The organism is Rhodococcus sp. WS3, assembly GCF_003797085.1.
Lineage (GTDB): Bacteria > Actinomycetota > Actinomycetes > Mycobacteriales > Mycobacteriaceae > Rhodococcus_F > Rhodococcus_F globerula.
The window spans coordinates 973879-998409 of sequence record NZ_RKMA01000003.1 but is presented as its reverse complement, the minus strand read 5'-3'; the positions used below and the strand labels follow the sequence as shown (position 1 = coordinate 998409).

At 61.2% G+C, this 24531-nt stretch carries 23 protein-coding genes; 9 read left to right on the top strand and 14 right to left on the bottom strand.

Annotated features, from left to right (window positions below; translation table 11 throughout):
• Window positions 1–252 precede the first annotated feature (252 nt).
• On the top strand, window positions 253–1488 hold the full coding sequence (thrS, locus tag EEB13_RS25840; protein WP_141486550.1) for a threonine--tRNA ligase: 1236 nt from the start codon (window positions 253–255) through the stop codon (window positions 1486–1488).
• On the opposite strand, the gene EEB13_RS25835 is transcribed toward thrS, so the two are convergent.
• A complete protein-coding gene (locus EEB13_RS25835; protein ID WP_003945852.1) occupies window positions 1485–1931 on the bottom strand; it encodes a MarR family winged helix-turn-helix transcriptional regulator in 447 nt (148 codons plus the stop codon). The genes thrS and EEB13_RS25835 overlap by 4 nt on opposite strands.
• A 143-nt stretch (window positions 1932–2074) precedes the next feature.
• Between EEB13_RS25835 and EEB13_RS25830 the strand changes: the two genes are divergently transcribed.
• Window positions 2075–3256, top strand: a complete 1182-nt coding sequence (locus tag EEB13_RS25830) for an MFS transporter (protein ID WP_141486549.1) — start codon at window positions 2075–2077, stop codon at window positions 3254–3256.
• A gap of 123 nt (window positions 3257–3379) precedes the next feature.
• On the opposite strand, the gene EEB13_RS32345 is transcribed toward EEB13_RS25830, so the two are convergent.
• The 3 genes from EEB13_RS32345 to EEB13_RS25815 form a co-directional block, all read right to left on the bottom strand.
• On the bottom strand, window positions 3380–4426 hold the full coding sequence (locus tag EEB13_RS32345) for a transglycosylase family protein (RefSeq protein ID WP_072782585.1): 1047 nt from the start codon (window positions 4424–4426) through the stop codon (window positions 3380–3382).
• A gap of 1017 nt (window positions 4427–5443) precedes the next feature.
• Window positions 5444–6172 (bottom strand): acetoacetate decarboxylase family protein, encoded by a 729-nt coding sequence (locus EEB13_RS25820; protein ID WP_141486548.1) that lies wholly within the window; start codon window positions 6170–6172, stop codon window positions 5444–5446.
• Window positions 6169–7008, bottom strand: a complete 840-nt coding sequence (locus EEB13_RS25815) for an SDR family oxidoreductase (protein WP_084702952.1) — start codon at window positions 7006–7008, stop codon at window positions 6169–6171. Before EEB13_RS25815 ends, EEB13_RS25820 begins: the two co-directional genes overlap by 4 nt.
• A gap of 135 nt (window positions 7009–7143) precedes the next feature.
• Here EEB13_RS25815 and EEB13_RS25810 point away from each other — a divergent pair, with 135 nt between their 5' ends.
• Entirely contained in the window at window positions 7144–8349 is a 1206-nt protein-coding gene (locus EEB13_RS25810) for a cytochrome P450 (protein WP_033232444.1), read from the top strand.
• On the opposite strand, the gene EEB13_RS25805 is transcribed toward EEB13_RS25810, so the two are convergent.
• Window positions 8338–8718, bottom strand: a complete 381-nt coding sequence (locus EEB13_RS25805) for a cupin (RefSeq protein WP_261984648.1) — start codon at window positions 8716–8718, stop codon at window positions 8338–8340. The two genes, EEB13_RS25810 and EEB13_RS25805, sit on opposite strands and share 12 nt — an antisense overlap.
• Window positions 8719–8958: 240 nt before the next feature.
• Window positions 8959–9483: a hypothetical protein gene (locus EEB13_RS25800; protein WP_033232439.1), complete on the bottom strand. Its 525-nt coding sequence runs from the start codon at window positions 9481–9483 to the stop codon at window positions 8959–8961.
• A gap of 273 nt (window positions 9484–9756) precedes the next feature.
• Between EEB13_RS25800 and EEB13_RS25795 the strand changes: the two genes are divergently transcribed.
• The 3 genes from EEB13_RS25795 to EEB13_RS25780 all read left to right on the top strand — a co-directional run bounded on the left by EEB13_RS25795 (window position 9757) and on the right by EEB13_RS25780 (window position 11331).
• Window positions 9757–10383, top strand: coding sequence for a hypothetical protein (locus EEB13_RS25795; protein WP_051730361.1), 627 nt, complete (start codon window positions 9757–9759; stop codon window positions 10381–10383).
• 129 nt (window positions 10384–10512) lie between these two features.
• Window positions 10513–10782, top strand: coding sequence for a DUF4235 domain-containing protein (locus EEB13_RS25785; RefSeq protein WP_033232437.1), 270 nt, complete (start codon window positions 10513–10515; stop codon window positions 10780–10782).
• Between the two features lie 45 nt (window positions 10783–10827).
• On the top strand, window positions 10828–11331 hold the full coding sequence (locus EEB13_RS25780) for a TspO/MBR family protein (RefSeq protein ID WP_080711651.1): 504 nt from the start codon (window positions 10828–10830) through the stop codon (window positions 11329–11331).
• 334 nt (window positions 11332–11665) lie between these two features.
• Here EEB13_RS25780 and EEB13_RS25775 read toward each other — a convergent pair whose 3' ends face one another.
• The 4 genes from EEB13_RS25775 to EEB13_RS25760 all read right to left on the bottom strand — a co-directional run bounded on the left by EEB13_RS25775 (window position 11666) and on the right by EEB13_RS25760 (window position 15868).
• Window positions 11666–12766 carry a PQQ-dependent sugar dehydrogenase gene (locus tag EEB13_RS25775; RefSeq protein WP_141486547.1) on the bottom strand — a complete coding sequence of 367 codons (1101 nt, stop codon included), beginning with the start codon at window positions 12764–12766 and terminating at the stop codon, window positions 11666–11668.
• 205 nt (window positions 12767–12971) lie between these two features.
• On the bottom strand, window positions 12972–13484 hold the full coding sequence (locus EEB13_RS25770; protein ID WP_095888204.1) for a cyclophilin-like fold protein: 513 nt from the start codon (window positions 13482–13484) through the stop codon (window positions 12972–12974).
• Between the two features lie 109 nt (window positions 13485–13593).
• Window positions 13594–14637: an NAD(P)-dependent alcohol dehydrogenase gene (locus tag EEB13_RS25765; RefSeq protein ID WP_033232433.1), complete on the bottom strand. Its 1044-nt coding sequence runs from the start codon at window positions 14635–14637 to the stop codon at window positions 13594–13596.
• 46 nt (window positions 14638–14683) lie between these two features.
• Window positions 14684–15868 carry an MFS transporter gene (locus EEB13_RS25760; protein WP_051730371.1) on the bottom strand — a complete coding sequence of 395 codons (1185 nt, stop codon included), beginning with the start codon at window positions 15866–15868 and terminating at the stop codon, window positions 14684–14686.
• Window positions 15869–16118: 250 nt separating this feature from the next.
• On the opposite strand from EEB13_RS25760, the gene EEB13_RS25755 reads away from it, so the two are divergent.
• On the top strand, window positions 16119–17015 hold the full coding sequence (locus EEB13_RS25755) for a helix-turn-helix transcriptional regulator (RefSeq protein WP_033232431.1): 897 nt from the start codon (window positions 16119–16121) through the stop codon (window positions 17013–17015).
• A gap of 138 nt (window positions 17016–17153) precedes the next feature.
• On the top strand, window positions 17154–17510 hold the full coding sequence (locus EEB13_RS25750) for a hypothetical protein (protein WP_141486546.1): 357 nt from the start codon (window positions 17154–17156) through the stop codon (window positions 17508–17510).
• A 2-nt stretch (window positions 17511–17512) separates the two neighbouring features.
• Here the strand turns inward: EEB13_RS25750 and EEB13_RS25745 are convergent, their stop codons facing one another.
• From EEB13_RS25745 to EEB13_RS25730, 4 genes are all read right to left on the bottom strand, one after another.
• Window positions 17513–18595, bottom strand: coding sequence for an ABC transporter substrate-binding protein (locus tag EEB13_RS25745; RefSeq protein WP_033232660.1), 1083 nt, complete (start codon window positions 18593–18595; stop codon window positions 17513–17515).
• A 78-nt stretch (window positions 18596–18673) separates the two neighbouring features.
• Window positions 18674–19471 carry an ABC transporter permease gene (locus EEB13_RS25740; protein ID WP_033232428.1) on the bottom strand — a complete coding sequence of 266 codons (798 nt, stop codon included), beginning with the start codon at window positions 19469–19471 and terminating at the stop codon, window positions 18674–18676.
• Window positions 19468–20298, bottom strand: coding sequence for an ABC transporter permease (locus EEB13_RS25735; protein ID WP_045068522.1), 831 nt, complete (start codon window positions 20296–20298; stop codon window positions 19468–19470). Before EEB13_RS25735 ends, EEB13_RS25740 begins: the two co-directional genes overlap by 4 nt.
• Window positions 20295–21128 (bottom strand): ABC transporter ATP-binding protein, encoded by an 834-nt coding sequence (locus tag EEB13_RS25730; RefSeq protein ID WP_080711649.1) that lies wholly within the window; start codon window positions 21126–21128, stop codon window positions 20295–20297. The genes EEB13_RS25735 and EEB13_RS25730 overlap by 4 nt, the downstream gene beginning before the upstream one ends.
• Before the next feature lie 122 nt (window positions 21129–21250).
• Between EEB13_RS25730 and recC the strand changes: the two genes are divergently transcribed.
• Window positions 21251–24529 (top strand): exodeoxyribonuclease V subunit gamma, encoded by a 3279-nt coding sequence (gene recC / locus EEB13_RS25725; protein ID WP_141486545.1) that lies wholly within the window; start codon window positions 21251–21253, stop codon window positions 24527–24529.
• Window positions 24530–24531 lie beyond the last annotated feature (2 nt).

Below are 24531 nucleotides of genomic sequence, written 5' to 3'. Positions count from 1 at the left end.
TCGCTACTACTGCGCCTTCCCAGTTGCGTCAGCATAGATCCCCGGCAATCCGGGCCGTCGATGGGTCGGAAGTTAATGTAACCTGACGTACATGGTCAGCTTTGCGCACAACACGACGACGCCGGTTTCCTTCCGGCGCATCGTTTAGCACCTGCTGACCGAACCCTTTCCGCCCCGGGAGTTATCGCCCCGGGGTTGTTCTGTTTCTTCGCTCCGATGCGCGACTCCCCTTGAACTAACTGGAGAGCTCTCATGAGCGTTGACCATCGCGAACTCGGACGCGAGCTGGAATTTTTCACCACCACCCCCATCGTCGGAGCGGGCCTTCCGCTCTGGTTGCCGGACGGCGCGATCATCAGGAGCGAACTCGAGAAGTTCGCGGCCGAGCAAGCTGCTCGGTCCGGATGCCGCGGTGTCTACACCCCGGTGATGGCGAAGAAGGAGTTGTACGAGAGATCTGGGCATTGGTCCAAGTTCTCGGAAGACATGTTCCCCGAAATGCAGATAGGTGGGGAATCATTTCTTCTTCGTCCTGCTAACTGTCCTCATCACGCACAGGTATTCGCCGCGCGCGGCCGTAGTTATCGCGAACTCCCTTTCCGCCTTCGCGAACTCGGCTCGATGTTCCGTAGCGAACTCTCCGGTGTTCTCAGCGGACTGAGCCGCGTCAGGCAGATCAATCTCGACGACGCACACGTCTTCTGCACTCGTGACCAAGTTCGAGCCGAAGTGATCGTTGCGATCGACGCGATCGAGCACTGCTACTCGACTCTCGGGATTGCCGAACGGGAATATCGGCTTTCGATCAGAGGGGCAGTGAGCGGAGGGGCAGCGGGGCAGTACCTCGGCACCGACGAACAGTGGGCCACCGCCGAGGATCAACTTCGCAGCGCACTGAATGCGCGCTCGATCGACTACGTGGAAGCCAAGGGAGAGGCTGCGTTCTACGGGCCCAAGATCGACGTCCAAGTGCGAGATGCGAACGGCCGCGAAGAAACACTCTCGACCGTCCAACTCGACTTCAACCAACCGGAGCGGTTCGGGCTCGAGTACACAGCGGAGGACGGAACCAAGGATCGTCCGGTGATGATCCATCGAGGCCTGCTGGGTTCGATGGAACGTATGACCGCGCTCTTGATCGAAAGGTTCGAAGGTCGGATGCCGCCGTGGCTGGCGCCCAACCAGGTCTCGATCCTGCCCGTCGGCGACCGGCATCAGGATGCGGCCGAGCGTCTACGGGCAGATCTCGAGGCTCGCGATGTCCGCGTGGCCGTTGCGTCCGAAGGGTCGTTGGGACGCCGCATCCGTGAGGCTCGTACTCACCGGGATTCTTACGTCGCCGTGATCGGGGACAACGAAGTGCGGGGCGGCACCGTCGACACTCTGATCCCGGCGCGGGATGAGCGGGCCGTCGTCGACGCGGGAGTGTTTGTCGATCAGGTGGTCGCGGACATCAACGAGCGTGCCCTGCTTCCGGCAGGGTTCTAGCCGACGGGAAGTTCGTGGAGCGCCCGCACCAACGGCGCGAGTTCGGGTGTCTTGCATGCCTCGTCGAGTGCGGCTTCGAGGGTGGCGTCGTGTGTCGGCCGTGCGCTTTCGAGAAGCTCGCGGCCGGCCGGCGTCAACTCGGTGTAGATGCCTCGACGGTCGTCGGCGCACAGGATTCGGGTCAGTAGTCCACGATCTTCGAGACGGTTGACCAATCGCGTCGTGGCACTGCTGCTCAGCGCGGCAGCGCGAGCCAACTGGGCCATGCGCATGTGCCAGCCGTCTTGGCGGCTCAACGCGTCGAGGACTGTGTATTCGACGACGGACAGTTTGTGCTCACGCTGGAGAGCGCGTTCCAATTCGGTGTCGAGGGCGCCGTGCAGCGCTGCGAGCGTGCGCCACCCTTGCGAACGGATTTCGACGGCGTCGTCGGCGATCCCCATGTGATTCTCCTTGTCCGATTCCTGCCGCTCCAGGTTACCAGCTTGCGCATGTAGCGCGCGCGTGCAACTATTTATAGCGCGCGTGCAACTACTGCACACGCCCGCTAACGGCTTACGCGTAAATCTGTGAAAGGAACATCGAGATGCCATTGGGTCTCATTGCCCTCGCTATGGGCGGGTTCGGGATCGGCCTCACCGAATTTGTCATCATGGGCCTGCTGCCCGAGGTCTCCGCCGATTTCGAGGTCACCGAAGCCGTAGCGGGCTACCTGATCTCCGGCTACGCACTGTCCGTCGCGATCGGTGCAATTCTGGTGACCGCGGCCGTCATCCGGTTCGAGCGCAAGAAGGTCCTACTCTCGCTGATGGTGCTCTTCATCATCGGCAACCTGATGTCCGCGCTGGCCCCCTCGTACGAGGTGATGATGGGTGGGCGCATCGTTGCGGCCCTGTGCCACGGCGCGTTCTTCGGCATCGGATCGGTGGTCGCCGCCGGAATGGTCGCACCGGACAAGCGTGCAGGTGCCATCGCAATGATGTTCTCCGGGTTGACCATTGCCAATGTTCTCGGCGTTCCGTTCGGCACGATGCTCGGCCAACAGTTCGGATGGCGCTCGACCTTCTGGGCGATCACCGTCATCGGCATTGTCGCGCTGATCGGGATCGCGGCTCTGGTGCCTACGACGCCGGCACCAACGGCGGGCGGCGGCCTGCGCGGCGAACTCGGAGCCTTCCGCAACAAACAGGTGTGGCTCTCGATCGCGATCACGATTCTCGGCTACGGCGGAATGTTCGGCGCGTTCACGTACATCGCGTTCACTCTCACCGAGGTGAGTGGCTTTGCAGCGTCCAGTGTTCCGTGGTTGCTGATCCTTTTCGGTTCCGGTCTGTTTGTCGGCAACGTCCTCGGTGGGAAGGCTGCCGACCGTTCGCTGACGAAGGCGCTGGTCTGGATTCTCGCGATCTTGACCGTCGTTCTGATCGTGTTCGCGGCGTCTGCAGAGAGCAAGGTCATGACCGTGATCTCACTGTTCTTCATGGGCGCCTTCGGTTTTGCGACGGTACCAGGGTTGCAGATGCGGATCATGAATTACGCGTCGGAGGCGCCGACTATGGCATCGGGCGCCAATATCGCCGCTTTCAATGTCGGAAATGCATTGGGCGCGTGGCTCGGTGGTCTCACCATTGCCGCCGGGCTCGGCTTCAACTCCCCGATCTGGATGGGAGCCGCCGTCACCGTAGTCGGTTTGATGGTGCTGCTCCTCGCGTCGTCGATGGACAGGTCGGAGAAGGCTCCCGAGCGGGACGGCGTACTGGTCGGGTAGTGCCGGGTTGTCCAGGTCCGTACCCCCACTTCACCTGAGCGAACGTACCTTTCGGCGCATCCAAGGCGGCGAAAGGTACGTTCGCTCAGTCGGGCATGAGCCCGCAGCAACTGACTTCCAGCATCAGAACTTGATCAGATCGCCCACGAAGATCTGGTCGGGATCGGTGATCCACGCATTCATGGCCCACACCTCTTGCCAATTCTTCCCTCTTACCGAAGCGAGGTCGAACAGCGTATCGCCTTCGGACACGGTCACCGTGTCGTCGACTGCCGACGTGGCCGGCTCTGGTGCCGGAGCATTCAACGCGGGTGCGAACGTCGGTCCGGGAGTGACGCTAGCCCCGGTATCGCACGCGCCTGTCGACTTCAGGAAGGCGACGGGATCGACGGCGCCGCCGCTGTGAATGCGCAGATGCAGATGCGGGCCGGTCGAGCTGCCGGTATTGCCCGTGGCACCGATTTGGTCGCCGGCCTCGACGTGAGCGCCTTCACCGACCCACGTTTCGGAGAGGTGGCCCATCTGGATCTGCTCGCCGGTATCGGCTTCGAGCTGGATGTAGGTTCCGTATCCGCCGGGGTCATATGGTCCGGCAACCGAGATCGTGCCCGAGGTCGGGGCATGGAGGACCGTTCCGACGTTGACCGCGAAGTCCGCTCCATCGTGTCCGGCGTGGAACCCCTGCGAGAGCACCCCATCGACGGGCCATTCCCAGCTGCAGCTGTTACCAGCATGAAGAGGGGCTACGTGGATGGCTTCTTCGGCAGAAGGCAGTGTCGATGAGATCACGTTGGCTGAACCAGGGGTGACTCCACCCCAGCCGAGGTGTGTGCCACATACCGGCCACGCACCGATGCCCTGAGCGTCGAGTGTTGCCTCTGCTGCTGCGACTTGATCCGCGACCGACGCCATGTCAGCACGGGCCGGTGCACCGGCTGGCTTGTGGGCATCCCACGTCGACTGCGTGAACTGCAGTCCGCCGTAGAACCCGTTGCCCGTGTTGATGCTCCAGTTTCCGGAACTCTCGCACATGGCCACTTGCGACCAGTCGTGTGCGCTGGCTACGCCCGTGTTTGCGAAGGTGCCGATGGCTGTCAGAGCCCCTGCTCCGGCAGCGAGTGTGATGAATCGTGTGGCGTGAGAACGATGGTGTTTCCTGTGTTTTCCCATGATCTTTTCCTTGATCGGTGTCGGCAATCTCGCGGCACGCAGCGGTGATCAACTGCTGAGCAGCGTGGTGTACGAGATCGCCCATGCTGGAAGGCGATTGAAGATGAGTTGACAACAAGTGCGCCAACAGTTCTCGCTATCCGAGGACAATTATTTGCATTGACCGAATTGGTCAGGCCAATTTCTTTGTTACAGAGCGCCTCTCGAGTGAAGAGAGAGCGTGCCGATAGTTCCTTCCGGTTTCATGGTCACGATTTGTGAGTCACGCCTAGGTTGTTGCCTCGCCCACATGCGTACAACGGCCCAATTACCCGGTGGCATACCTATTTCGCGGATTACGCCAATTTTTGACAAGTCGAACCAAGCCGACCGGTACCACGTTTTTCAGGGCAACTGGTCGATGAACTCCACGTTGGCCGATTGGGTGGCCTTGCTGGTATTGCCGGGTATTCAACTGTGCCAGAAGGATTCTGGGTGGACCATCATGTCCTGGGAAAGTCAGCAGCGGGTCTGGCGCGATCGGGCTGAGGAAACGGACTGACCGAGTTGCCACTGGTTCATGGCGCAGAAACTATTGATCTCTCACGCGGGATTATTGTCTTCGGCCAGTTCAGGGGCGGGTGAGAAATCATTTTCGTAGTGCGAGCGGCGTCGCTTGGCGGGGTAGGTCTACGGCAAAGCTACACGTCAAACAGGTTGGACCCTCGGCATTGATTGCGAAGGTAGTGACGCGCGACGACCCGAAAACAGGTACCCGAATGGGTCATTCGACCCGTGTGAGGAGAAACGCCGGATGCCAGAGTGGAGCACACGGATTCACCCGAAGCTGTTCCACAATAGAAAACTTGCGACACGCCTTGCGCTCCCAGTGATCGATTGGCGCAACCCTTGTGAGGGATCTGTGTCGCACCCTGAGGGTCGCAGTCTGCGCCCGGGGATGAGCCCTCCTGCGGAGCCCGACAAAGGTGGCACCGCAGGAGGGCATTCAAACGCGTTCGCGCAATGAGGCAGACGCCGTCAGATGGTTGTCGCCTCACCGAATGTCATGGCGAGGTTGGTGATCGTGGTTGTCATCAAAGCTCGTTTCGGCAGGCCGAGGCGTCGTAGTTCGGCGGCCATCGGGTGGGTGCCAAGCTGGAGCTCCGCACCACCCGGGCGAGATTTGACGCCGGTGGGAGCCATGTCCCACGACGTACAGCGGGTGATGCCGTCGAGATGTGAATATGCGGCAAGTGACATGTTTGCTCCCGAACCGGGAACGCTCACTCCGGGCTTCACGCTCAACTGCGCGATGAGTTTGCCGTCGTGAGATACCGAACCGCGTTTGACGGATCCGACATGCTCGGTATCGAACTCCGCCATCACCTTCGGGAATCCCCAGATCTCACGGCCGGCGGCCTTGGTGAACTCGCCGTCGACGGGCAGTTCATGGATGAGGGCGCCCGCTGTGCCGGACGTGAGCGCACGAAGGTCGCCCAGCACCGAAATTTCCGGTGGGGCGGTATGGCTTCGCACCATGTATGTCACGCCGAATTCGTTGTACGGTCCCAGATCTCCGTCCACGTAGTCGACAAATACCAATCCGCACAGTGCGCGCCCCGGGCGGAATTGCAGAACGGTCAGTCCGGTGTGGTTGATGATCGACTGGGCAGTAACACTCGAAACGGAGAACATCGCCATGAACGCGGAGGCGGTACGGACTTCTACGGGCATCTCGACGGTCTTGCCCAGGATGGTATAGCTCATGCCACCACCCCGCGGAGTCCGTCGGCGCCGTACACGGATTCGAGCATCGAGCGGAAATCCGGTCCGCGACGCAGCATTTGACCGCCGTCGACGTTGATGATCTGTCCGGTGATCCACGTGGAGTCCGGTCCGAGGAGGAATGTCGCGAGTGCTGCGATGTCCTCCACTTCGCCGACACGTGCGAGGGGAGTGTTGGCCATGTAGTCGTCGAGAATCGGTCCACCGTCGGTGATGAGCGCGACCAGATCGGTCCGGGTGAGGCCGGGACGAATCGCATTGACTCGAATATTGCTGGCACCCAGTTCATCTGCCGCCAACTGTACGAGATGGTCGACGCCGGATTTCGACACGCCGTACGCTCCGAACCATCGATGTGTGTTGCTGCTCGCGATCGACGAGATCGCCACGATGGAACCACCGCCTCCGGAGACGAGGGCACGTGCGCCGTGCTTGATCGTCAGCATCGTGCCGGTCACGTTGAGGTCTACCGTGCGGCGCCACGCATCGACGTCGAGTTGGGTCACCGGGGCGATGGTTTCGTTGCCACCGGCGCAGGCAACAACGCCGTCGAGTGTTCCCGTTGCCTCGACCGCGGATGCGACTGCAGCGATGACCTCGGCTTCGACGGTTATGTCGGTGGGTACAGCAGTGACGGAGCCGGACCCGTTGCGGGCACGAATCGAGTTGGCCGCAACATCGAGTTTGTCCTTGTTTCGTCCGCAGATCGTGACGTGGGCACCGGCTCCGGCGAGCGCACCGGCAATGCCGAATCCGATGCCGCTTCCGCCGCCGGTCACAAGTACCGATCTGCCTGCAAAGGCGGTGTTGTCGCCCATGTCCATCTCCCGGTTGTCGTCTGCGCGGTGTACACGGATCGAGGTGGGCCGAAGAACTTCGGCAATAACGCCCCGAGCTCTATAGGAACAGGTTCTACTTGTTGAGGCAAGGGTTTCTCGAGAGAGGACGGCGAGATGGCGAATCGGCCGAACTTCGACCTGATCGACGGGCGCTTCTATTCCGGTGATCTCGGCGATGTGCGCGACGCATACGCGTGGATGCGTGAGCACGAACCCGTGTACCGAGACAGCGCGAACGGCATCACCGCCGCTGCAAGCTACGCCGCCGTCATCGCGGCCGAGCGAGACCCTGCGTTGTTCTCCAATGCCGGCGGCATCAGACCCGAAACCGGTCCGCTTCCGCAGATGATCGACATGGACGATCCAGAGCACCTCACGCGTCGACGCCTCGTCAATGCCGGATTCACCAAAAGGAAGGTCGAAGCAAAACGCGATCGGATTCGACAGATCTGTGACCAGTTGATCGATGCTGTCTGTGAGAGCGGGGAAGCGGACTTCGTGGCCGATCTTGCCGCGCCGTTGCCGATGGCGGTCATCGGCGACATGCTCGGTGTGCGTCCGCAAGAACGTGCGGTGTTCCTGCGGTGGTCGGACGATTTGGTGAAAGCGCTGGGTAGTAACGCTTCCCCAGAGCAACTTCAGGCGATGATGGCGGCGTACGTCGATTTCACCGAGTACATGACCCGGACGATCAGGGAGCGTCGGTCAGCCCCAGCAGACGACTTGATCAGCACGTTGATTCACAGCGAGATCGACGGAGAGGCGCTGTCGGACCAGGAAATTGTCAACGAGTCGTTGTTGATTCTGATCGGCGGCGACGAAACAACGCGCCACGTGCTCAGCGGAGGGATGGAACAACTACTGCGCCACCCAAATCAGTACCGAACGCTGGCCGCCGACCCGGAGATGATTCCGTTGGCGATGGAAGAGATGCTGCGATGGTCGTCGCCGATCAAGAACATGGCCCGCACACTTACCCGCGACACGGATTTTTTCGGTGCGCGTCTGAAAGCGGGAGAGAAGATGCTGCTGCTCTTCGAGTCGGCGAACTTCGACGACGCTGTGTTCGTGGATGCGCCGCAGTTCGATATCGGTCGGACACCGAACCCACACGTCGCGTTCGGGTTCGGCACGCATTTCTGCTTGGGTAATCAGCTGGCGAGGCTGGAAGGAACGATCATGTTCGAGCAGCTTTTCCAGCGTTTACCGGGGATGGAACTGGCGACGGACGCACCACTACCGCGTCGCGCCGCCAACTTCGTGTCCGGCATCGAATCGATGCCGATACGATTCCCGCTCGCCAATCTGCTACCCGGGTAGTTGGCAGTTGGGCGCTGCCGCGTCCTCGGACAAGGGACTGCCCGTGGGGTTGACGTAAACGACAAGGAGAACCAGGGGAGTGGTCTGCGAATTGTTGCCGATGTGAACGTGATCCGATCCGCTCGGTTCGATGAGGGTGTTACCGGTCTGATAGAAGCCGTCGACCGAGCAATCGGATCGGTAGTGGCTCAAGGTGCCGCCGGCAACGGCGGCGTACAGAACACCGTCGTGGAAGTGCCAGCCGGTGGATCCACCCGGGTCGACAGTGATTTTGCGCAGCACATAGTCCTTGTCGCCGAACGTCACCTGCCCGAGGATTTCGCCGTGCACTCCGGTGCTCGGTGTCGCCGACGCGACGGTGGGAGTCACCGCAAGACCGCAAGCTGCAGTCAGAGCAAGTAGAACTCGATGTCGTATACGCATGAGCAGGCCTCTCGAATGGGTGTGCTCATGAGTGTCCCCCGGCAATGCTTGAATTGTCGGATATTAGGGACTGTGGTTGTAAACAGTCAGGAGTATTACGCGGACAACGCAGTTGGTACGTGAAGTTCTGTTTCGGCAAACCCGTTCCTCGTCCGGAACGTTGCCTCCGAGGTGATGTCCGTGGTGTTACCCGTGCTCGGTGTGGGACTTTTCCGAGTCGGGACGATTGAACGCATCAGTTGCGGCACGGTGGTGCAGATCCGTCACCGTGGAAATCTGCTTTGATACCAGTGCATTGAGTTCGCGATGCTGGTCCTCGGTCTCGCCGGCCGGGATATCGCGCAGAACTTCCCACATCGCACTTTTTCCGCAGAGCGCGGTTCGCATGACTTCCAGGGCAGCTAGTTTCACGAGACGACGCTGCCACAGTGCATCGATGTGAACCAGTTTTCTCAGCCGATTCAATCCCGCATCGATCACCGGATAGCGAGGTAGCGAAATTTCCTGAGTGTCTTCGATCAGTTGCAATAACTGTCCGATTTCGTACTCCAATTCGTTCGGCAGCGAATCCAGCCGTCCCTCCGCCCACGATCCGTAGGAGTCGACGAGCGATCTCGCGAGCTGTAGACCCAACATTGCACCACAGAGGTGTGTGACCAGGTAGGCCGTGGCGATGTGTTCCTCGGATGATCGAGATTGATTTCCGAACATGTTCGCCCTTCCTTGATGCTGTGTGCAGTGTTTTCCTTCGCGAGATGCTCGCGATCAGCTGAACGCGGTGGCGCCGATTTATGCGTGGAGCACGGCATATGTGGGATTGTGCTTGCTGATTCTTCGTTTGCCGACAGTGGCTTCAGGGTATTCCGAGAGTGGTGATCGCGGTAGAGCAACTAGCCGTGTGTATCCGTCGATACTACAGTCGCGCGCGACTTGTCGGGACTTGATCGAGCGGCCCCTGGTTCGCGCACGACAAGGAGTGGAATCATGTTTCGTCAGAATGCATCTCGGCACGAGAGGCATGAATCGTCTGCAGGCGATGCAGCCCCGGCAAATGACTACGCAGCCTCTGATCGCGCGGCGGTGCCGGTTCGAGAAACAACGCCTGGTCGGATGTGGGTGCCTCGCACCCGTGGTGCTGTCAGTGGCCTGGCCCTGATTCTGCTTGGACTCTGGGGAGCGTTGATACCGTTTGTGGGTCCGTACTTCTCGTTTTCTTTCACGCCGGATGAGGCGTGGACCTGGACTTCCGCTCGGGGTTGGCTCGAAGTGTTGCCGGGTGCAGTGACCGTGGTTGGCGGGATCCTGCTCTTGTTCAGCGCCAACCGCGCCGTCGCCGGCTTCGGCGCGTGGCTCGGTGTTGTCGGCGGCGCATGGTTCATCGTCGGACCGGTGCTGGCGCCCGTGCTGCACATCGGAGACCCTGGAAGCCCGACAGCAACCCGGCCCGGATTTCAGGCATTGCAACAGTTGGCGTTCTTCGAAGGCCTCGGTGCGGTGATCCTGTTTTTCGGCGCGGTCGCTGTCGGGCGTCTTTCCCTGCGAAGTCATCGAGACGTGCGACGCGCGCAGCGACTCGCAGATACGCACGTTGCAGATACACCAGCCCCATGACGGCGAACTTCGACGGCATCATGAAGGCATGATGCCGTCCACCCATTTCTTGCCGTTTGCCTGTCCCAGGCGAAGCTGAATCTGCTTGTCGAACATAGTCATCAGTGGAAGTGGATCGATCATCCCGCCATGGAGCACGCTCAGCGAATTGCTGCCACTCCACTTTCGCTCGCAACGAGTGTTCTCGGCGGAATCGCCGCCGGTGCTGTGTTTCAACAAGTTTGGAAGCGTGTCGCGCACGAGGGCGAAGCGCCTGACCCGCACGATCTGACCAGGTCAAGCAAGGAGGTTCTCATTTCCGCAGCACTGCAGGGAGCAATTTTTGCAGTGGTCAAAGCGGCAGTGGATCGCATCGGTGCAAAAGGCTACCGCGCACTCGCACATGAGAATCCGGTCTGACTTCGGCTTCACCGCGACCACACCGACGACGGTAGGGATAGATTGATGAGCGAACAGCTACTGAACCGGCTTCCGAAGAATTTGGCGAGGACCGGAGCGTTTACCACCCTCACGGCTCTCGTCGGGTCTGCGGCCGGCCGTAGCCCCGAAAAAACATCGTGGTTCAGGAACTTGCGCAAGCCGGCATTTCAACCGCCGGCCGTTGTTTTTCCGGTCGTATGGACCGCCTTGTATGCCGATATTGCTGTCAGTTCCGCCATTGCACTTGATCGACTCCAAGAGGAGGGAGACCGTGCCGATGAACGAAGGTTGGCACTGGCACTACTGGCTAACCTCGCCGTCAATGCAGGCTGGAGTTGGGTCTTCTTTCGCTCACATCGACTCGCTGCTGCACCCGTCATCGCGGCAGCCCTAGCTGTCAGTAGTTCTGATCTGGCGATGCGAGTTGGGCGCGTCGACCGCTCTGCGGGCCTTGCACTGGTTCCGTATCCGCTGTGGTGCTCGTTCGCCACAGTCCTCTCTGCTGCAATCTGGAGAAACAATCGCTAAAAGTAGGATTGCGAGATGCACAAAGTTGCTAGTCGACGCCGGAGTGGAGCGAAATCGACTGCAACAGTTGTGGAATCGTAATGTGTCTCAGAAACCCGTCTCACCTTCTTCGGTGCCACCAGAGCGCCAGGATCACGTTTTCTACGTTGATCGGGACGGTGACGGCGCAGATGGTTGGGGATGCTTCTGATTCGCGGCGACAAGTCGTATGAAACACGAAGCGATTGCGCCGTACGACAGTGCTGATGCTCAAGATTTCAATCCAGATCCGTTGCTACGGAATCATTCTCGAACCGGTTGCGGGTGGGGTCAGGTTGCCGGCTGACGATGCCTCTTACCGCATGCTTGGATGCACACGGAGGATGCGGTCGTCCTCGGGACCCGGTTCGCCGCGGCCATCGGTGTTGTTGGTGATGAGCCACAGGTCCCCGTCCGGGGACTCGGCGACATCGCGGATGCGGCCGTACTCGCCGCTGAAATAGTCGGTCGAAGTGGCAGGGTGGGCGCTCGGGACAGCTCGCAGGACCTGACCGCGGAGATTGGCGATGAACAGTGTCCCTTCAATGTTGACCATGCCACTGGGGCTGGCCTCGCTGGGCTCCCACTGCTGTACGGGGTCGGTGAAACCGTCGGTGTCGGCGATGCCTTCGACAGTAGGCCACCCGTAGTTGCTGCCGGGGGTGATGATGTTCAGTTCGTCCCAGGTGTCTTGTCCGAATTCGGTGGCGAACATCGTTCCGTCGTCAGACCAGGCCAGACCCTGAGGGTTGCGGTGCCCGTAGCTGTAGGTGAGTGAGTCCGGGAACGGGTTGTCTTCGGGGACATCACCGTCGGGGGTCATCCGTAAAATCTTCCCGGCAAGGGAGGCTGGGTCCTGTGCGGTGCCGCGCTGTCCGGCATCACCTGTTGCGGCGTACAGCATTCCGTCGGGGCCGAACGCGATCCGTCCGCCGTCGTGCCATCCGGCGGCCGGGATCTGATCGATGATGGTCTGTGGTTCGCCGAGCGAGAGTGATCCGGCTGTTCCGGTCACGGAATACCGCTGGATGCGGTTTCCACTCGATGCTGTGGAATACACGTACAGCCGACTCTGATCGTCGACCGCCATACCCAGGAGACCACCTTCGCCGCTGCCGGTGACGCCTGTGACCGTTCCGATTTCGCGTGCGGTGCCGTCCTCTGCGAGTTCGAGGATTCGCGCGCTGTCGCGTTCGCTGACCAGGGGTGTGCCGTCGAGGAACACCACCGACCACGGGGCTTGCAGGTTTGTCGTGACGTGGGAGGGCACGGATGTCCCGAGAGACGGGTGCGCCGTTGAGTGAGAGGAAGTAGAGGTCGTCGCGGAGGGTATGGGCTGCGCGGTGCACGAGGCCAGGAGAGCGCCCACAGTGAGTCCTGCGGCGATAAATGTGTACCGGGATGATGTGCGGGTCATAGCTCTCCATGTTTGCCGCGGATTCGCGGTCGGTGTGGATGGTCAGGATGGGTGTCGCCGTCACGTTGTCGCCGCGAGGCGGGGGTCGATGTGTGCGGCAGAGTTGTTCGGATTCGTTTTCGAAATCAATAGTGGCGAAGTATCTCTCGGGGTTCAGCACATCTGGCAGCCTGTGCCCGTGGGCAGAAGTTTGTTGGCTCGGTATCTACTGCTGGTGGACCACTTCGGCGGTGACGTCTCCGCCCTCGAGGCGGCTCAGCTGCTCGACGGATCCGTCGTAGGTGCCCAGGTGAATGGTCTGATCCGAGTAGCCGATGCCGTCGGTGTCGTAGTAGAAGCCGATATTCCCCCACGGTGCGTAATAGATGAGATCACCGTCCTCGGGGTCGGATCCAGGCGAGCGGTCTGTCTCCAGTTTTCGGGGCAGTTGGCTGATCTTTTCCCTTCCCGCGAATTCTTCGACTGACAATGTGAGTGGAAGCATCGAGAGGAAATCACGGGTTGTGGGATTGTCCGATTCGATCGTGACGTCGACTGCAGTTTCACCCGAGGTGAAGCGCACTACGGTTCCTTCGGCAGAACTGCTAGCAGAAGCGATGCCAGGTGGGAAGGTGGCGGAAATTGCCGACGTCGAGGAGGCGGGCCCCGCAGGGGTCGTGCATCCGGCGGCGGCGAACACGATTGCCGCTGATCCTGTGATGAGGAGCTTTCGTCGCATCGTTTTCCTTCTTCTCGGTTGCAGTTCACAGGTTCGGCCCGCAGTGAACGGGACCATCGCCTAGGTGTGGCCGAAGTTCTGCCCTCCGGCCACACCGGAAACGTGGGGTCTAGACGAGGGTCGCAGTATCGATGACGAACCGGTACCGAACATCGGAGGCAAGGACGCGTTCGTAGGCATCGTTGATCTGATCGGCGGCGATGAGTTCGGTTTCGGGAGCGATGCCGTGCTCGGCGCAGAAGTCGAGCATTTCCTGGGTCTCGCGGATGCCGCCGATCGCAGACCCGGCGAAGGAGCGTCGCCCCAGGATCAGCGAAAATACGTTCACCGGAAGCGGTTCCGGCGGTGCGCCGACGTTGACAAGGGAACCGTCGAGCGTCAGCAACTTCAGGTAGGAGCTGATATCGATTTGTGCGCTGACGGTGTTCACGATCAGATCGAAGGTGTCTGCGAGATCGAGGAACGTTGCCGGGTCACTGGTGGCGTAGTAGTGATCTGCACCTAGACGCAAGCCGTCGTCCTTCTTGCTCAGCGTCTGGGACAGGACGGTGACATCGGCCCCCAGCGCGTGTGCGATCTGGACGGCCATGTGGCCGAGTCCACCCATCCCCACGATGGCAACTTTCTTGCCGGGGCCGGCGCCCCAATGTTCGAGTGGTGAGTAGGTGGTGATGCCGGCGCACAGCAGTGGGGCGGCCGCTGCGAGGTCGATGCTCACCGGAACGCGAAGGACGAAGTCTTCGTCGACGACGACGTGGGTGGAGTACCCGCCCTGGGTGATCGTGCCGTCGCGGTCCACGCTGCCGTAGGTCGCGATGTTGCCTTCGCGGCAGTACTGCTCATCGCCGCCACGGCAGTTGACGCATTCGCGGCACGAGTTGACCATGCAGCCGACACCCACACGATCACCGACGGCGTGCTTGGTGACGGCGCAGCCCACTTCGGTGACGATGCCGGCGATTTCGTGGCCGGGGGCGAGGGGGTAGTTCTGGGGGCCCCAATCTCCGCGGACGGTGTGGATGTCCGAGTGGCAGATTCCGGCGTACTTGATTTCGATGAGCACGTCACTCGGGCCGACGTCGCGGCGTTCGATGTGTGTGCGGCGTAAGGGTTCGGTTGCAGACGGGGCGGCGTAGGCGGTGACGGTGTGCATGTTCTATCTCCTGGTGTGTGGTCAGTCGGATGAGTGTGACGGTGGGCTATCGGGCGGGGAATGCTGTGCGGCGGGCAGTGAATGCGATGGAGACGGCGATTGCGGTGAGCCCGATCATGAGGAAAGGCAGGGCCATTCCGTCGAAGGTGCTCACGAGTACGGCACCCAGGACTCCGGCCGCGAAGATGGCGACATTGAACGCGACCCCGAGCATGGAGTTGGCGATGTCTGCGTTCTCGCCGCTTGCTGCGCTGATGGCTGTTTGCAGCTGTGGCGCCGCGCCGCCGAAGGCGACTCCCCAGAGAACAACGGCGACGAGCACCGCAGCGGGCGAGTGGCTTCCGGCAACAAAAACTACACCTGCGGTGAGGAAGAGGAAGAGGCTGCCTAAAATCAGTGGCCGAGGGACACGGTCGATGAGGGCGCCGGTGATCGCGATGCCGATCAGTGCGGAAACCCCGAACACCATCAGAGCCACGTCTACGGAGATCGGCACATTCGCGGTCCGTAGATAGGTCGCGATGTAGGTGTAGAGCGTGTTGTGCGCGAGCATCCATGCAAAAATGACGACGAGTATGACGGTGACGCCGGGAATGGCAAACACCCGCACGAGGGGGACGCGTGATTCCGCAGGTTGCCCTGGGGCGTCGGGAACGATCGTCAGGGCGAGGACGGCGGTGACAATAGTCAATACGGAGATGACTCCGAAAGACCAGCGCCAGTCGAATGTTGTGCCCAGCCACGATCCGAAAGGCGTTCCTATGGCCAAGCCGAGGGGTGTGCCGATCGAGGCAATGGTGAGGGCTCGCCCGGCAAGTTCCGGGGCGGTGATGCGGCGTGCATATCCTGCGAGCATTCCCCACACCAGACCGGAGAAAGCGCCGGCTGCGAACCTCGCCGTCAACGTCGCCGCGATATCCGGGGAGAACACGGCGATGGTGTTGGCGATCAGGAATCCCAGGATGCCGACGAGGAACACAGGTTTGCGTCGCATGCCGCGGGTGAATGCTATGGCCGGGATGGTGAGGACCACGGTACCCAGAGCGTAGGCGCTGACCAGCTGTCCCGCGGTCCCTTCGGCGATGTTGAGGCCGCCCGCGATTTGCGGCAGGAGCCCGGCGGGCATCGTTTCGGTGGTGATGAGGATGAACCCCATGAGCGCCATGACGAGCAGTGCATGCAACGGTAGGCGGCCGTGTGGATACGACGAGTCCACGAGTCTGGCCGGCATCGATGTGGTTGGCTCGACGATACCGTCGTTGGAAGTGGATTGCGTTAGTACGCTTACGGTTTCGATCGACTCGGTGTCTGAATTCAAGGTGGGTTCGTTTCTTCCTTGTGGACGGCCGCTGAAAGTCGCAGGCGAGACCTTCGTCTCTCGATCACCAGCACACCACTCATTGCGCACAGGTGGGAGTCCCGGTTGGTGGGGGTACTACAAGGGACTCCCTCGACACCGGGACCTCGACTAGCGTCGAGACATGGACAATCGAGCGGAAGTCCGGGAATTCCTGACCTCACGTCGCGCCCTGGTCACTCCGGAACAGGTCGGACTCCCAGCGGGAACCAACCGGCGGGTCGAGGGGCTTCGCCGCAGTGAGGTCGCGACCCTGGCCGGGGTGAGCATCGAGTACTACACACGGATAGAACGCGGCGCAATCAGCGGCGCCTCACCCGAGGTGCTCGACAGTCTCGCCAAGGCACTGTGCCTTGATGATGCCGAGCGTGCGCATTTGTTCGATCTCGCCCATGCAGCAAGTCCCGTGGCCAGGCCCCCGCGGCGCCGCAATTCGAAGACGTGGCTGCCGCACCAGAGTCTGCAGTGGGCCCTCGATGCGATCACCGCCGGCCCGGCATTTGTCCGCAACGGACGCATGGACATCCTTGCCGGCAACATGCTTGCCCGCGCGTTCTACGGGGACGTCTACGACATGCCGGGCCAGCCGCCGAACATCGCCCGGTACACCTTCCTCGACGAGCGGGCACGAGACTTCTACCCCGACTGGGACCTCTTTGCCGAGGTGACGGTTGCCATCTTGCGCACCGAAGCCGCCCGCGACCCACACAACAAGGAACTTCACGACCTCATCGGCGAGCTCAGCACCCGTTGTGAAGACTTTCGTCGTCGGTGGAGTGCACACAATGTCCGACACCACGGCACCGGGTCAAAGACCTTCCACCACCCAGTTGTCGGTGAACTCACCCTGGCGTACGAGGGCCTCGAGATGGCGGCCGAACCCGGCCTGACACTGACCATCTACTCCGCAGAGCCGGGCTCCGGATCCGAACAAGCGCTGCGACTGCTCGCCTCATGGGCTGCCAGCGAATACGGTGCTCCGGTTCCCGCTTCGCCGGCAAAGGAATCCACCGGCCACTGACTCCGGGATGCACTTTGCTACATACCGGATCGCACACCGATAGTCGGTCAAGTCTGGGACAGAGCCGGCGACCTCGGTTCGCGCTGATCCCTGATTGACACGCCTCACGTCGGCTCCGGGCGTCAGTAGGATTGCGTGATGCACAAAGTTGCGAGTCGACGCCGGAGTCAGCCGCCGCCCGCGCGGTTCTTGTTCGAAGCTCTGATCGATCCGCATCGGGAGCCGGTTCGGCACTGGCTCGATTTGCGGGACAACGAGATTGAGCCGAGGATTATCGAGGCGGTTGAACCGGAGTTGGTGGTCTGGTCTTCGATCTGGCCCGACCGCCCCGATGCGATAATCCGTTTCGACATCGAGGCGGTCGGCAACAGTACGACACTGTGTTGGACGTTGTTCGTGGAGGATCGGGTCCCGACAGAGTCCGAGGTTGTCCGCTTGCGCAAACGGATCAACACACTGATCAACGCGAACTTGCGGTTCACCTTCGGTCAGTAGCGTCAGATGAGATCCGGGTTCTCGGCGTACACCTCCTCGAGGATCGACAGGTCGAACAGTTGATCTGCTGAGATCTCCAGTCCGGCTTTGGCCAATGCCGCGATGTTCTGTTCGATCAATGCCGGGGTCATCGTGAATAATCCGTTTGCCTTGGTGTCGGCCGAGACCACAAGATCGTTCTGTGCGGTCGCTTCCTTGGTCTGTTCCTCGAGTTCGAGGTTCTGGTCCTTGCCGTACACCTCGACTGCGAGGCGGGCGGATTCTGCGGGATCGGCGACAGCGTCGCGCCAGCCCTGAATTTCGGCCTTCAGGAAGGCTTTGAGCTTGTCTCGCTCGTTGTCGATGGTCGATTGCAGGACGGTGAACGATTCGGCTACGAGTGGCAGATTGTAGTCCGCGAACAAGAAGTGGGCGTTGGGAAAACCTTTTGCCGCCAGGGTGATCGGCTCGTTGGTGACGTAGGAGACCCAACCGTCTACCTCGCCGTTTGCCAGTGGGCTGGGGTCGAATTGAGCGGGCACTATGGTCATCTGACTTTCGGTGAGCCCGTTCGCGGCCAGGAGAGCGCCGAAGACCAGCTGGTTGGAATCCTGGACACCGATCTTCTTGCCGATCATATCCTGCGGCGAATTAATCGGTGCTGCAGCGGAACTGACTATCGCAAACGGATTCTTCTGGAAGGTTGCGCCGACGATCTTCGCCTCGAGTCCGTCGAGAACAGCGGGAGCGGTGAGCTGCGGAGCTGACATGCCGATCCACACCTTGCCGGTGTCCAATCCGGCTTCGACACCGGTGCCGGCGGCGCCGCCCGCAACAAGTTCGACGTTCCCGAATCCGGCGTCCTTGTAGTAGCCCTTGTCGAGGGCGAAGTATTCACCGGCAAATTCGATGTTCTTGATCCAGGACAATTGCACTGCAACAGTTCCGAATTCGGATCCGTCGTCGGAGGTGCCACCGCTCGAGGCTGTGGAATCACTACTGCAGGCGAGCAATGACGCGCTGCCTGCCACAGCGATGCCGGTCAGTGCGGAGTAACGGAAGAAAGCTCGGCGGTCCACCTGGCGGACGGGCTTGAAAGGCGTCATGAACCGGAACACTAGGGGCAGTCGATTTCGTCGAGTTTGCTTGGCGGACACTATTTGTTGAGGTTGTGTTAACAGTTCTCACGCTTTGCCTGCCGAAGGACCGAAATGGGACAGAGCGAGGTTCTCGAAGATTCCGACAATGGCGTAAAGGATGATCGACACGACCGTGATCACCACGATGGACGCCCACAACTCGTTGTACTGGTAGCGCGGAATCGCCTTGATCATGCTCGATCCCAGGCCTTGACCGCTACCGAGCCACTCGCCGATCAGCGCTCCGATCAGTGCTCCGGGCACGGAGACGCGCGCGGCGGCGAACACTGCGGGAAGTGCCGAGGGAACCGACACCATTCGCAGTGCAGTCCAACGACTCCCGCCGTATGCGGCAATGAGGTCCTGAGCTTGCGTTGGCGCTGCCCGCAATCCGACCATGATCATGACCAGTGCGGGGAAGAATACGACGATGGCGACCATTACTGTGACGCCGACGATTCCGCGTCCGAAGATCAACACGATGATCGGGGTCATCGCGACGAGCGGCACGGACCGCAGCAGCATCGCTACCGGCATGAATGTCTGTTCTACGGTGCGGGATACGACAAAGATTGAGGCTACGACAATCGCGGCCGTCATTCCGACGGCAAATCCGACACCCGCATCGCGCAGGGTGATGAGCAGATTGTCGAGGATTCCGGCCCTCGCGTCAGCGGATTTCGGTCCGGAGAACAGGTATTCCCACACATCGGCCGGTGTTTTTCCCACGCGCGGTCCGACTTGGGGAAAGGCGTTGAGAAAGACGACCCAGATGACGAGCAGCAGTGCGGACGCAATGGCGATCGGAGCGAGGAATCTGAATGTTCCTCGTACCGCGGTCATTTCTGTGCTCCCGGAGCCGACGTCCACGGTGTCACGATCTTTGCGACCGCGGCAACGAGGGCGTATCCCAGGCCGGCGAGCAGAGCTGCGGCGATAGCCATTCCCCACGTCCGAGGGACGTTGTACGACGATTGCGCGGCCGTCAAGGCAACTCCGATTCCGCTGTCGACACCGCCGAGGTACTCACCGAGGATGGCGCCGAGGACAGCCGACGGCGCGGCAATCTTGAGAGCGGCAAATGTGCTCGGAAGTGCGCTCACCAGTTGTACTTTGGTGAACTTCTGCCAGCGCCCACCGCCGTACGCGGCGACCAGGTCGAGGCTCGCTTTGTCGGCGGATCGTAGGCCGGCGAGAGTTCCGACCATGGTTGTGAAGAAGCAGTACATCGCCGCCAGGAAGATCGTCGGGGTCCGTCCACCGAAGACCACCAGGATGATCGGGCCGAGGGCGAGCAGTGGTGTGCAGTAGCTGAGGATCGCAAGTTGAGTGGCGAGACTCTCGATCGGTGGGATGAGTACAACCAAGACTGCCAGGGTGATCGCCAGCAGGTTTCCCCACAGGAAGCCTTGTAAGGCGCCGTAAGCGGTGACAGTGAAATTGGGGCCGTAGAGCGCCCAACCGTCGTCGAACATCGTCGAGATCACAACCCACGGTGTGGGGATCGTGCCGCCCGCAACGCCGGCAGCCGCGAGAATCCACCAGATTGCTATCAGCCCACAGATTCCGATGGCGCCGCCGAGCCAGGTGGGACGCGTGAAGCCCCGCCGCCTCGTCGGAATGGGTTCTGCAGCTGCGGTGGCAACATTTTCGATGTCGGTAATTGTCATGCAACGCCTGCTTTTCCGAACAGGAGACCCGACAGGTAGTCGTGGATCGCGTGGAATTCGGGCGTACGCATCATCTCGGGGGTGCGCGGACGAGGGAGATCGATGGGAACAACTTCGAGGACACGTCCGGGCCGAGGACTCATGACGGCAACAACATCCGAGAGGAACACCGCCTCCGAGATGCCGTGAGTCACCATCAACGTTGTCGCCGGTTTCTCGGTCCAGATTCGAAGTAGTTCCATGTTGAGACGTTGGCGGGTCATGTCGTCGAGCGCACCGAATGGTTCGTCGAGGAGGAGGACACTCGGCTTGACGACAAGCGAGCGAGCGATCGAGACGCGTTGACGCATACCGCCCGAGAGTTGAGCGGGTTTTGCCTTCTCGAATCCTTCGAGGCCGACAAGAGCGATCAGATCGGCTATCAACTCCGGGTCCGGATCGATTCCGGCGACCTGGAGTGGCAGCTTGATGTTGGAAGTCACGGTCCGCCACGGGAGGAGAGCAGAATCCTGAAAGGCGATTCCGAGTTCCCGGCGTTTTGTCAGTTCGGCGGGCGTTTGCCCGTTGACCAGCGCAGTTCCCGCGCTCGGAGTGTCGAGTCCGGCGAGGATGCGCAGGACAGTGGACTTACCGCAGCCGGACGGCCCGAGCAGGGACAGGAAAGTTCCCTCGCTCGTCTGCAATGAGACGTCGGTCAATGCGGTCACCGACCGCCGTCCCATCGTGAAGGTCTTACCGAGGCCCGATATGTCGAGACCTGTTCCGAGAGGACGAGGTGTGGTGATGGGACTGGTCATTTCCGCACAGTACGAAGGTTCGATTGCAGGCATGTTGCCTGCTCGTCACTGCTGTGTGAGGGGCTTGCGGCCGCGGGTGCGAGTTCGTGTCGCACTCGCGTGGTGAGATGGACGCATCCGAGTTCAGGACATCGCGGGATCGAAAGGGGCGAGGGTTGCTGAAGTTGTATCGTGCCGAGCGGGCCGACACATTGGTCTGCGCTCTGTCCACTCTTCTCCGCTCGCCGTTGTCGGATCCGTTTGCCCGGGAGATAGTCGCTGTGCCGGCAAAAGGGGTGGAACGCTGGCTCAATCAGCAGCTTTCCTCACGATTGGGCACTGCGACGGAATCCTCGCAGGACGGCATCTCCGCGAACATCAGTTTTCCCTCTCCGGTTCGACTGGCCGACGACGTCCTCGCTACGGTGAGTGGTGTCGGCGCGGACAATGATCCGTGGGCGCCGACGCGCTTGGTGTGGACAGTTCTGGGTGCCATCGATGATTCCATTTCCGAACCATGGTGCGGCGTGCTTGCCAAGCATCTCCGTGGGCTCGGGGTGGGGCGACGCTTTGCGTCGGCGTCGCATGTCACCGATCTGTTCTCCAGCTACGCGGCGCAGCGTCCCCAGATGCTGATCGAGTGGGCGGCCGGTCGGTTCACCGACGGCCACGGGTTACCGCTTGCCGAGGACTTCGAATGGCAAGCCAAGTTGTGGACGGTTGTCGCGGATCGAATCGACGTGGCAGGTCCGGCCGAGCGACTCATGTCGGTGTGCAGCAGGCTGAGTGATGACGCTACTGTTATTTCTCTACCGGAACGTATTTCGGTGTTCGGTCCCACCCGACTTCCAGTTGATCAACGAATGATTCTCGAGGCCTTGGCGACCCATCGTGACGTGCACATCTGGCTGCCGCATCCAAGCCCCGCGCTGTGGGACGAGATGAGCTCCCAGTTGTCGTCGGGGGCGGTCGCCACTCGCCGTTCGGACGACAACTCTGCGTTGATCTCGCCGAACCCACTGTTGTCCAGTCTTGCCCGTGATGTTCGTGAAATGCAATCAAGTCTGGCAAGCATCGATCTCACTTCGGAATATCTGCCTGCCACATCAGGCGCACCGACCCTTCTGGCGGCAATACAGGCGGACATCGTGGCCGACCGTGCCCCTTCGGGTGGAGTGAAACCCGATGGGAGCGTACAGGTTCACGCGTGCCATGGCGCGGCTCGTCAGGTCGAGGTCCTGCGAGAGTGCCTGTTGCGGTTGTTCGAAGACGATCCGACGCTCGAACCCCGTGATGTCCTGGTGATGTGCCCGGATGTCGAAACATATGCGCCGCTGGTGCGTGGCGCGTTCGGGCAGGGTGTTCACGGGCACCCCGGTCACCGCCTTCGCGTCCGCCTTGCTGATCGTGGTCTGCGTCAGACAAATCCGATGCTGGCTGTGCTGGGCACTCTGCTCGAACTGGCAGACGGCCGCGCCACGGCCAGCCAGGTTCTCGATCTTGCCACCAGTGTGCCGGTACGTACCCGATTCGCGTTCTCCGACGACGAGTTGGAGCGCCTGCGCGAGTGGACCGGGGCGGCCGGGGCGCGATGGGGCATCGACATCAGGCAGCGGGCAACGTTCGGTCTGGCCGGTTTCAAGCAGAACACTTTCAACACTGCCGTCGACCGTATTCTGTTGGGTGCCAGTGCAGACGAGTCCGAAAACGCGTGGCTGGACCTTGCATTGCCCCTTGACGACGTCGAAAGCACAGACATCGACCTCAGTGGCCGCTTTGCCGAGTACATCGACAGACTGGCGGTCTCGTTGCGTGATCTCGCGGGCCCCCATTCGCCGTCGGATTGGCTTCGGGTGTTGCTCAGAGCGTTGGACCTTCTCACCGATGCGGCACCGGACGACGCCTGGCAGAGTGCGTCGGCCCAGCGCATTCTTGCGAGTGCGGTCGAGTTCGGTTCGGACACCACACTTCAACTCTCCGACATCCGTGCACTTCTTTCGAAGAGTCTGGCGGGGCGGCCGACTCGGGCCAATTTCCGTACCGGCGAATTAACCGTGTGCACCATGGTGCCGATGCGGTCGGTACCGCACCGGGTTGTTGTACTGCTCGGACTTGACGACGAGGTGTTTCCGCGCTCCGGCGGCGTCGACGGAGACGACATCCTGGCTCGCGATCCTGTTGTCGGGGAGCGGGATCTGCGTAGCGAAGACAGACAACTGCTGCTCGACGCGGTGATGTCGGCCGGTGAACATCTACTGCTGCTGTACACCGGTGCAGATCCCGTGACCGGCGCAACCCGCCCACCGGCTATTCCGCTCAGCGGGTTGCTCGATGTCCTGAAGTTGGCGGTGAGGCCGAACGGCCTGGACCAGGTTGTGACCCGGCACCCGTTGCAGTCATTCGACAAACGGAATTTCGAGGTGGAAAAACCGTTCAGCTTCGACGCCGCAGCGTTGGCAGGCGCCCGTGCCATCACCCAGGCGCCGGTCCCGCCGCCGTCGATCCGCTCGGCGTCGCTGCCGTCGATACCGCCACGCGACGTCAACCTCGCGGACCTGGCATCGTTCCTCACTCACCCGGCCCGCGGATTCCTGCGCCAGCGACTCGGTGTGCGGGTACCGGAACTCGGCGACGACATCGCCGATTCACTCGACGCGGAACTCGACGGGCTTGCGACCTGGGAGTTGGGAGATCGAATGCTCCTCTCTCGCTTGACCGGACGCAGTTCGGCGGACTTCCGGGCTGCCGAATGGCGGCGAGGCACGTTGCCGCCGTACAAACTGGGCAGCACTGTGCTGGGCAACATCGAGTGGGTAGTGGATCAGTTGGCGTCACTCGCACTGCCACACATGGCCGGAGATGCCGCTTCCGTCGACGTTGCAGTCGATCTTGGTGGGGGTAGGCGCCTTAGCGGAACCGTGACGGGACTGTACGGAAATTCGATTGTGCGGGCGCAGTACTCGTCGTTGGCGCCCAAGCATCGGGTGAGCGCGTGGGTCAATTTGCTGGCGCTTGCCGCTGCCGGCGATCGCGGGCAGGTCAACGCGATCACGGTGGGGCGCGGTGGAAACCAGCGCGCGGCAACACGTTCCGTTCTGTCCGCTCCCGAGAACCCGCTCGACATCCTTCTTCAGTTGGTCGATCTGCTCGATCGGGGCTTGCGCGGTCCGATTCCGATGTGGGTCAATACCACCGCCGAATACGCGAAAAGGCGCTTTGCCGGACAGTCGATCGACAATGCCATGAGCAGTGCCGAGGCCACATGGGGGCGGCAATTCAGCGACGGTGACGATCCCAGCAATGTCTACGTCTTCGGTGAATCCAGTTCCTTTGCCGACCTCGCCGCTACGGCGCCACTCGAGGACGAATGTGTCTGGGCCGAGGAGCCAACCCGGTTCGGCGTCCTTGCCAACCGGTTGTGGTTGCCCGTGTTGCTCAACGAAAGTGCGGAGTAGTC

What these genes read in the sequence shown, in the direction of transcription:
- thrS (WP_141486550.1), top strand. Translation starts at nt 253, where the DNA reads ATGAGCGTTGACCATCGCGAACTCGGACGCGAGCTGGAATTTTTCACC.
- EEB13_RS25835 (WP_003945852.1), bottom strand. Translation starts at nt 1,931, where the DNA reads ATGGGGATCGCCGACGACGCCGTCGAAATCCGTTCGCAAGGGTGGCGC.
- EEB13_RS25830 (WP_141486549.1), top strand. Translation starts at nt 2,075, where the DNA reads ATGCCATTGGGTCTCATTGCCCTCGCTATGGGCGGGTTCGGGATCGGC.
- EEB13_RS32345 (WP_072782585.1), bottom strand. Translation starts at nt 4,426, where the DNA reads ATGGGAAAACACAGGAAACACCATCGTTCTCACGCCACACGATTCATC.
- EEB13_RS25820 (WP_141486548.1), bottom strand. Translation starts at nt 6,172, where the DNA reads ATGAGCTATACCATCCTGGGCAAGACCGTCGAGATGCCCGTAGAAGTC.
- EEB13_RS25815 (WP_084702952.1), bottom strand. Translation starts at nt 7,008, where the DNA reads ATGGGCGACAACACCGCCTTTGCAGGCAGATCGGTACTTGTGACCGGC.
- EEB13_RS25810 (WP_033232444.1), top strand. Translation starts at nt 7,144, where the DNA reads ATGGCGAATCGGCCGAACTTCGACCTGATCGACGGGCGCTTCTATTCC.
- EEB13_RS25800 (WP_033232439.1), bottom strand. Translation starts at nt 9,483, where the DNA reads ATGTTCGGAAATCAATCTCGATCATCCGAGGAACACATCGCCACGGCC.
- EEB13_RS25795 (WP_051730361.1), top strand. Translation starts at nt 9,757, where the DNA reads ATGTTTCGTCAGAATGCATCTCGGCACGAGAGGCATGAATCGTCTGCA.
- EEB13_RS25785 (WP_033232437.1), top strand. Translation starts at nt 10,513, where the DNA reads ATGGAGCACGCTCAGCGAATTGCTGCCACTCCACTTTCGCTCGCAACG.
- EEB13_RS25780 (WP_080711651.1), top strand. Translation starts at nt 10,828, where the DNA reads ATGAGCGAACAGCTACTGAACCGGCTTCCGAAGAATTTGGCGAGGACC.
- EEB13_RS25775 (WP_141486547.1), bottom strand. Translation starts at nt 12,766, where the DNA reads ATGACCCGCACATCATCCCGGTACACATTTATCGCCGCAGGACTCACT.
- EEB13_RS25770 (WP_095888204.1), bottom strand. Translation starts at nt 13,484, where the DNA reads ATGCGACGAAAGCTCCTCATCACAGGATCAGCGGCAATCGTGTTCGCC.
- EEB13_RS25765 (WP_033232433.1), bottom strand. Translation starts at nt 14,637, where the DNA reads ATGCACACCGTCACCGCCTACGCCGCCCCGTCTGCAACCGAACCCTTA.
- EEB13_RS25760 (WP_051730371.1), bottom strand. Translation starts at nt 15,868, where the DNA reads ATGCCGGCCAGACTCGTGGACTCGTCGTATCCACACGGCCGCCTACCG.
- EEB13_RS25755 (WP_033232431.1), top strand. Translation starts at nt 16,119, where the DNA reads ATGGACAATCGAGCGGAAGTCCGGGAATTCCTGACCTCACGTCGCGCC.
- EEB13_RS25750 (WP_141486546.1), top strand. Translation starts at nt 17,154, where the DNA reads ATGCACAAAGTTGCGAGTCGACGCCGGAGTCAGCCGCCGCCCGCGCGG.
- EEB13_RS25745 (WP_033232660.1), bottom strand. Translation starts at nt 18,595, where the DNA reads ATGACGCCTTTCAAGCCCGTCCGCCAGGTGGACCGCCGAGCTTTCTTC.
- EEB13_RS25740 (WP_033232428.1), bottom strand. Translation starts at nt 19,471, where the DNA reads ATGACCGCGGTACGAGGAACATTCAGATTCCTCGCTCCGATCGCCATT.
- EEB13_RS25735 (WP_045068522.1), bottom strand. Translation starts at nt 20,298, where the DNA reads ATGACAATTACCGACATCGAAAATGTTGCCACCGCAGCTGCAGAACCC.
- EEB13_RS25730 (WP_080711649.1), bottom strand. Translation starts at nt 21,128, where the DNA reads ATGCCTGCAATCGAACCTTCGTACTGTGCGGAAATGACCAGTCCCATC.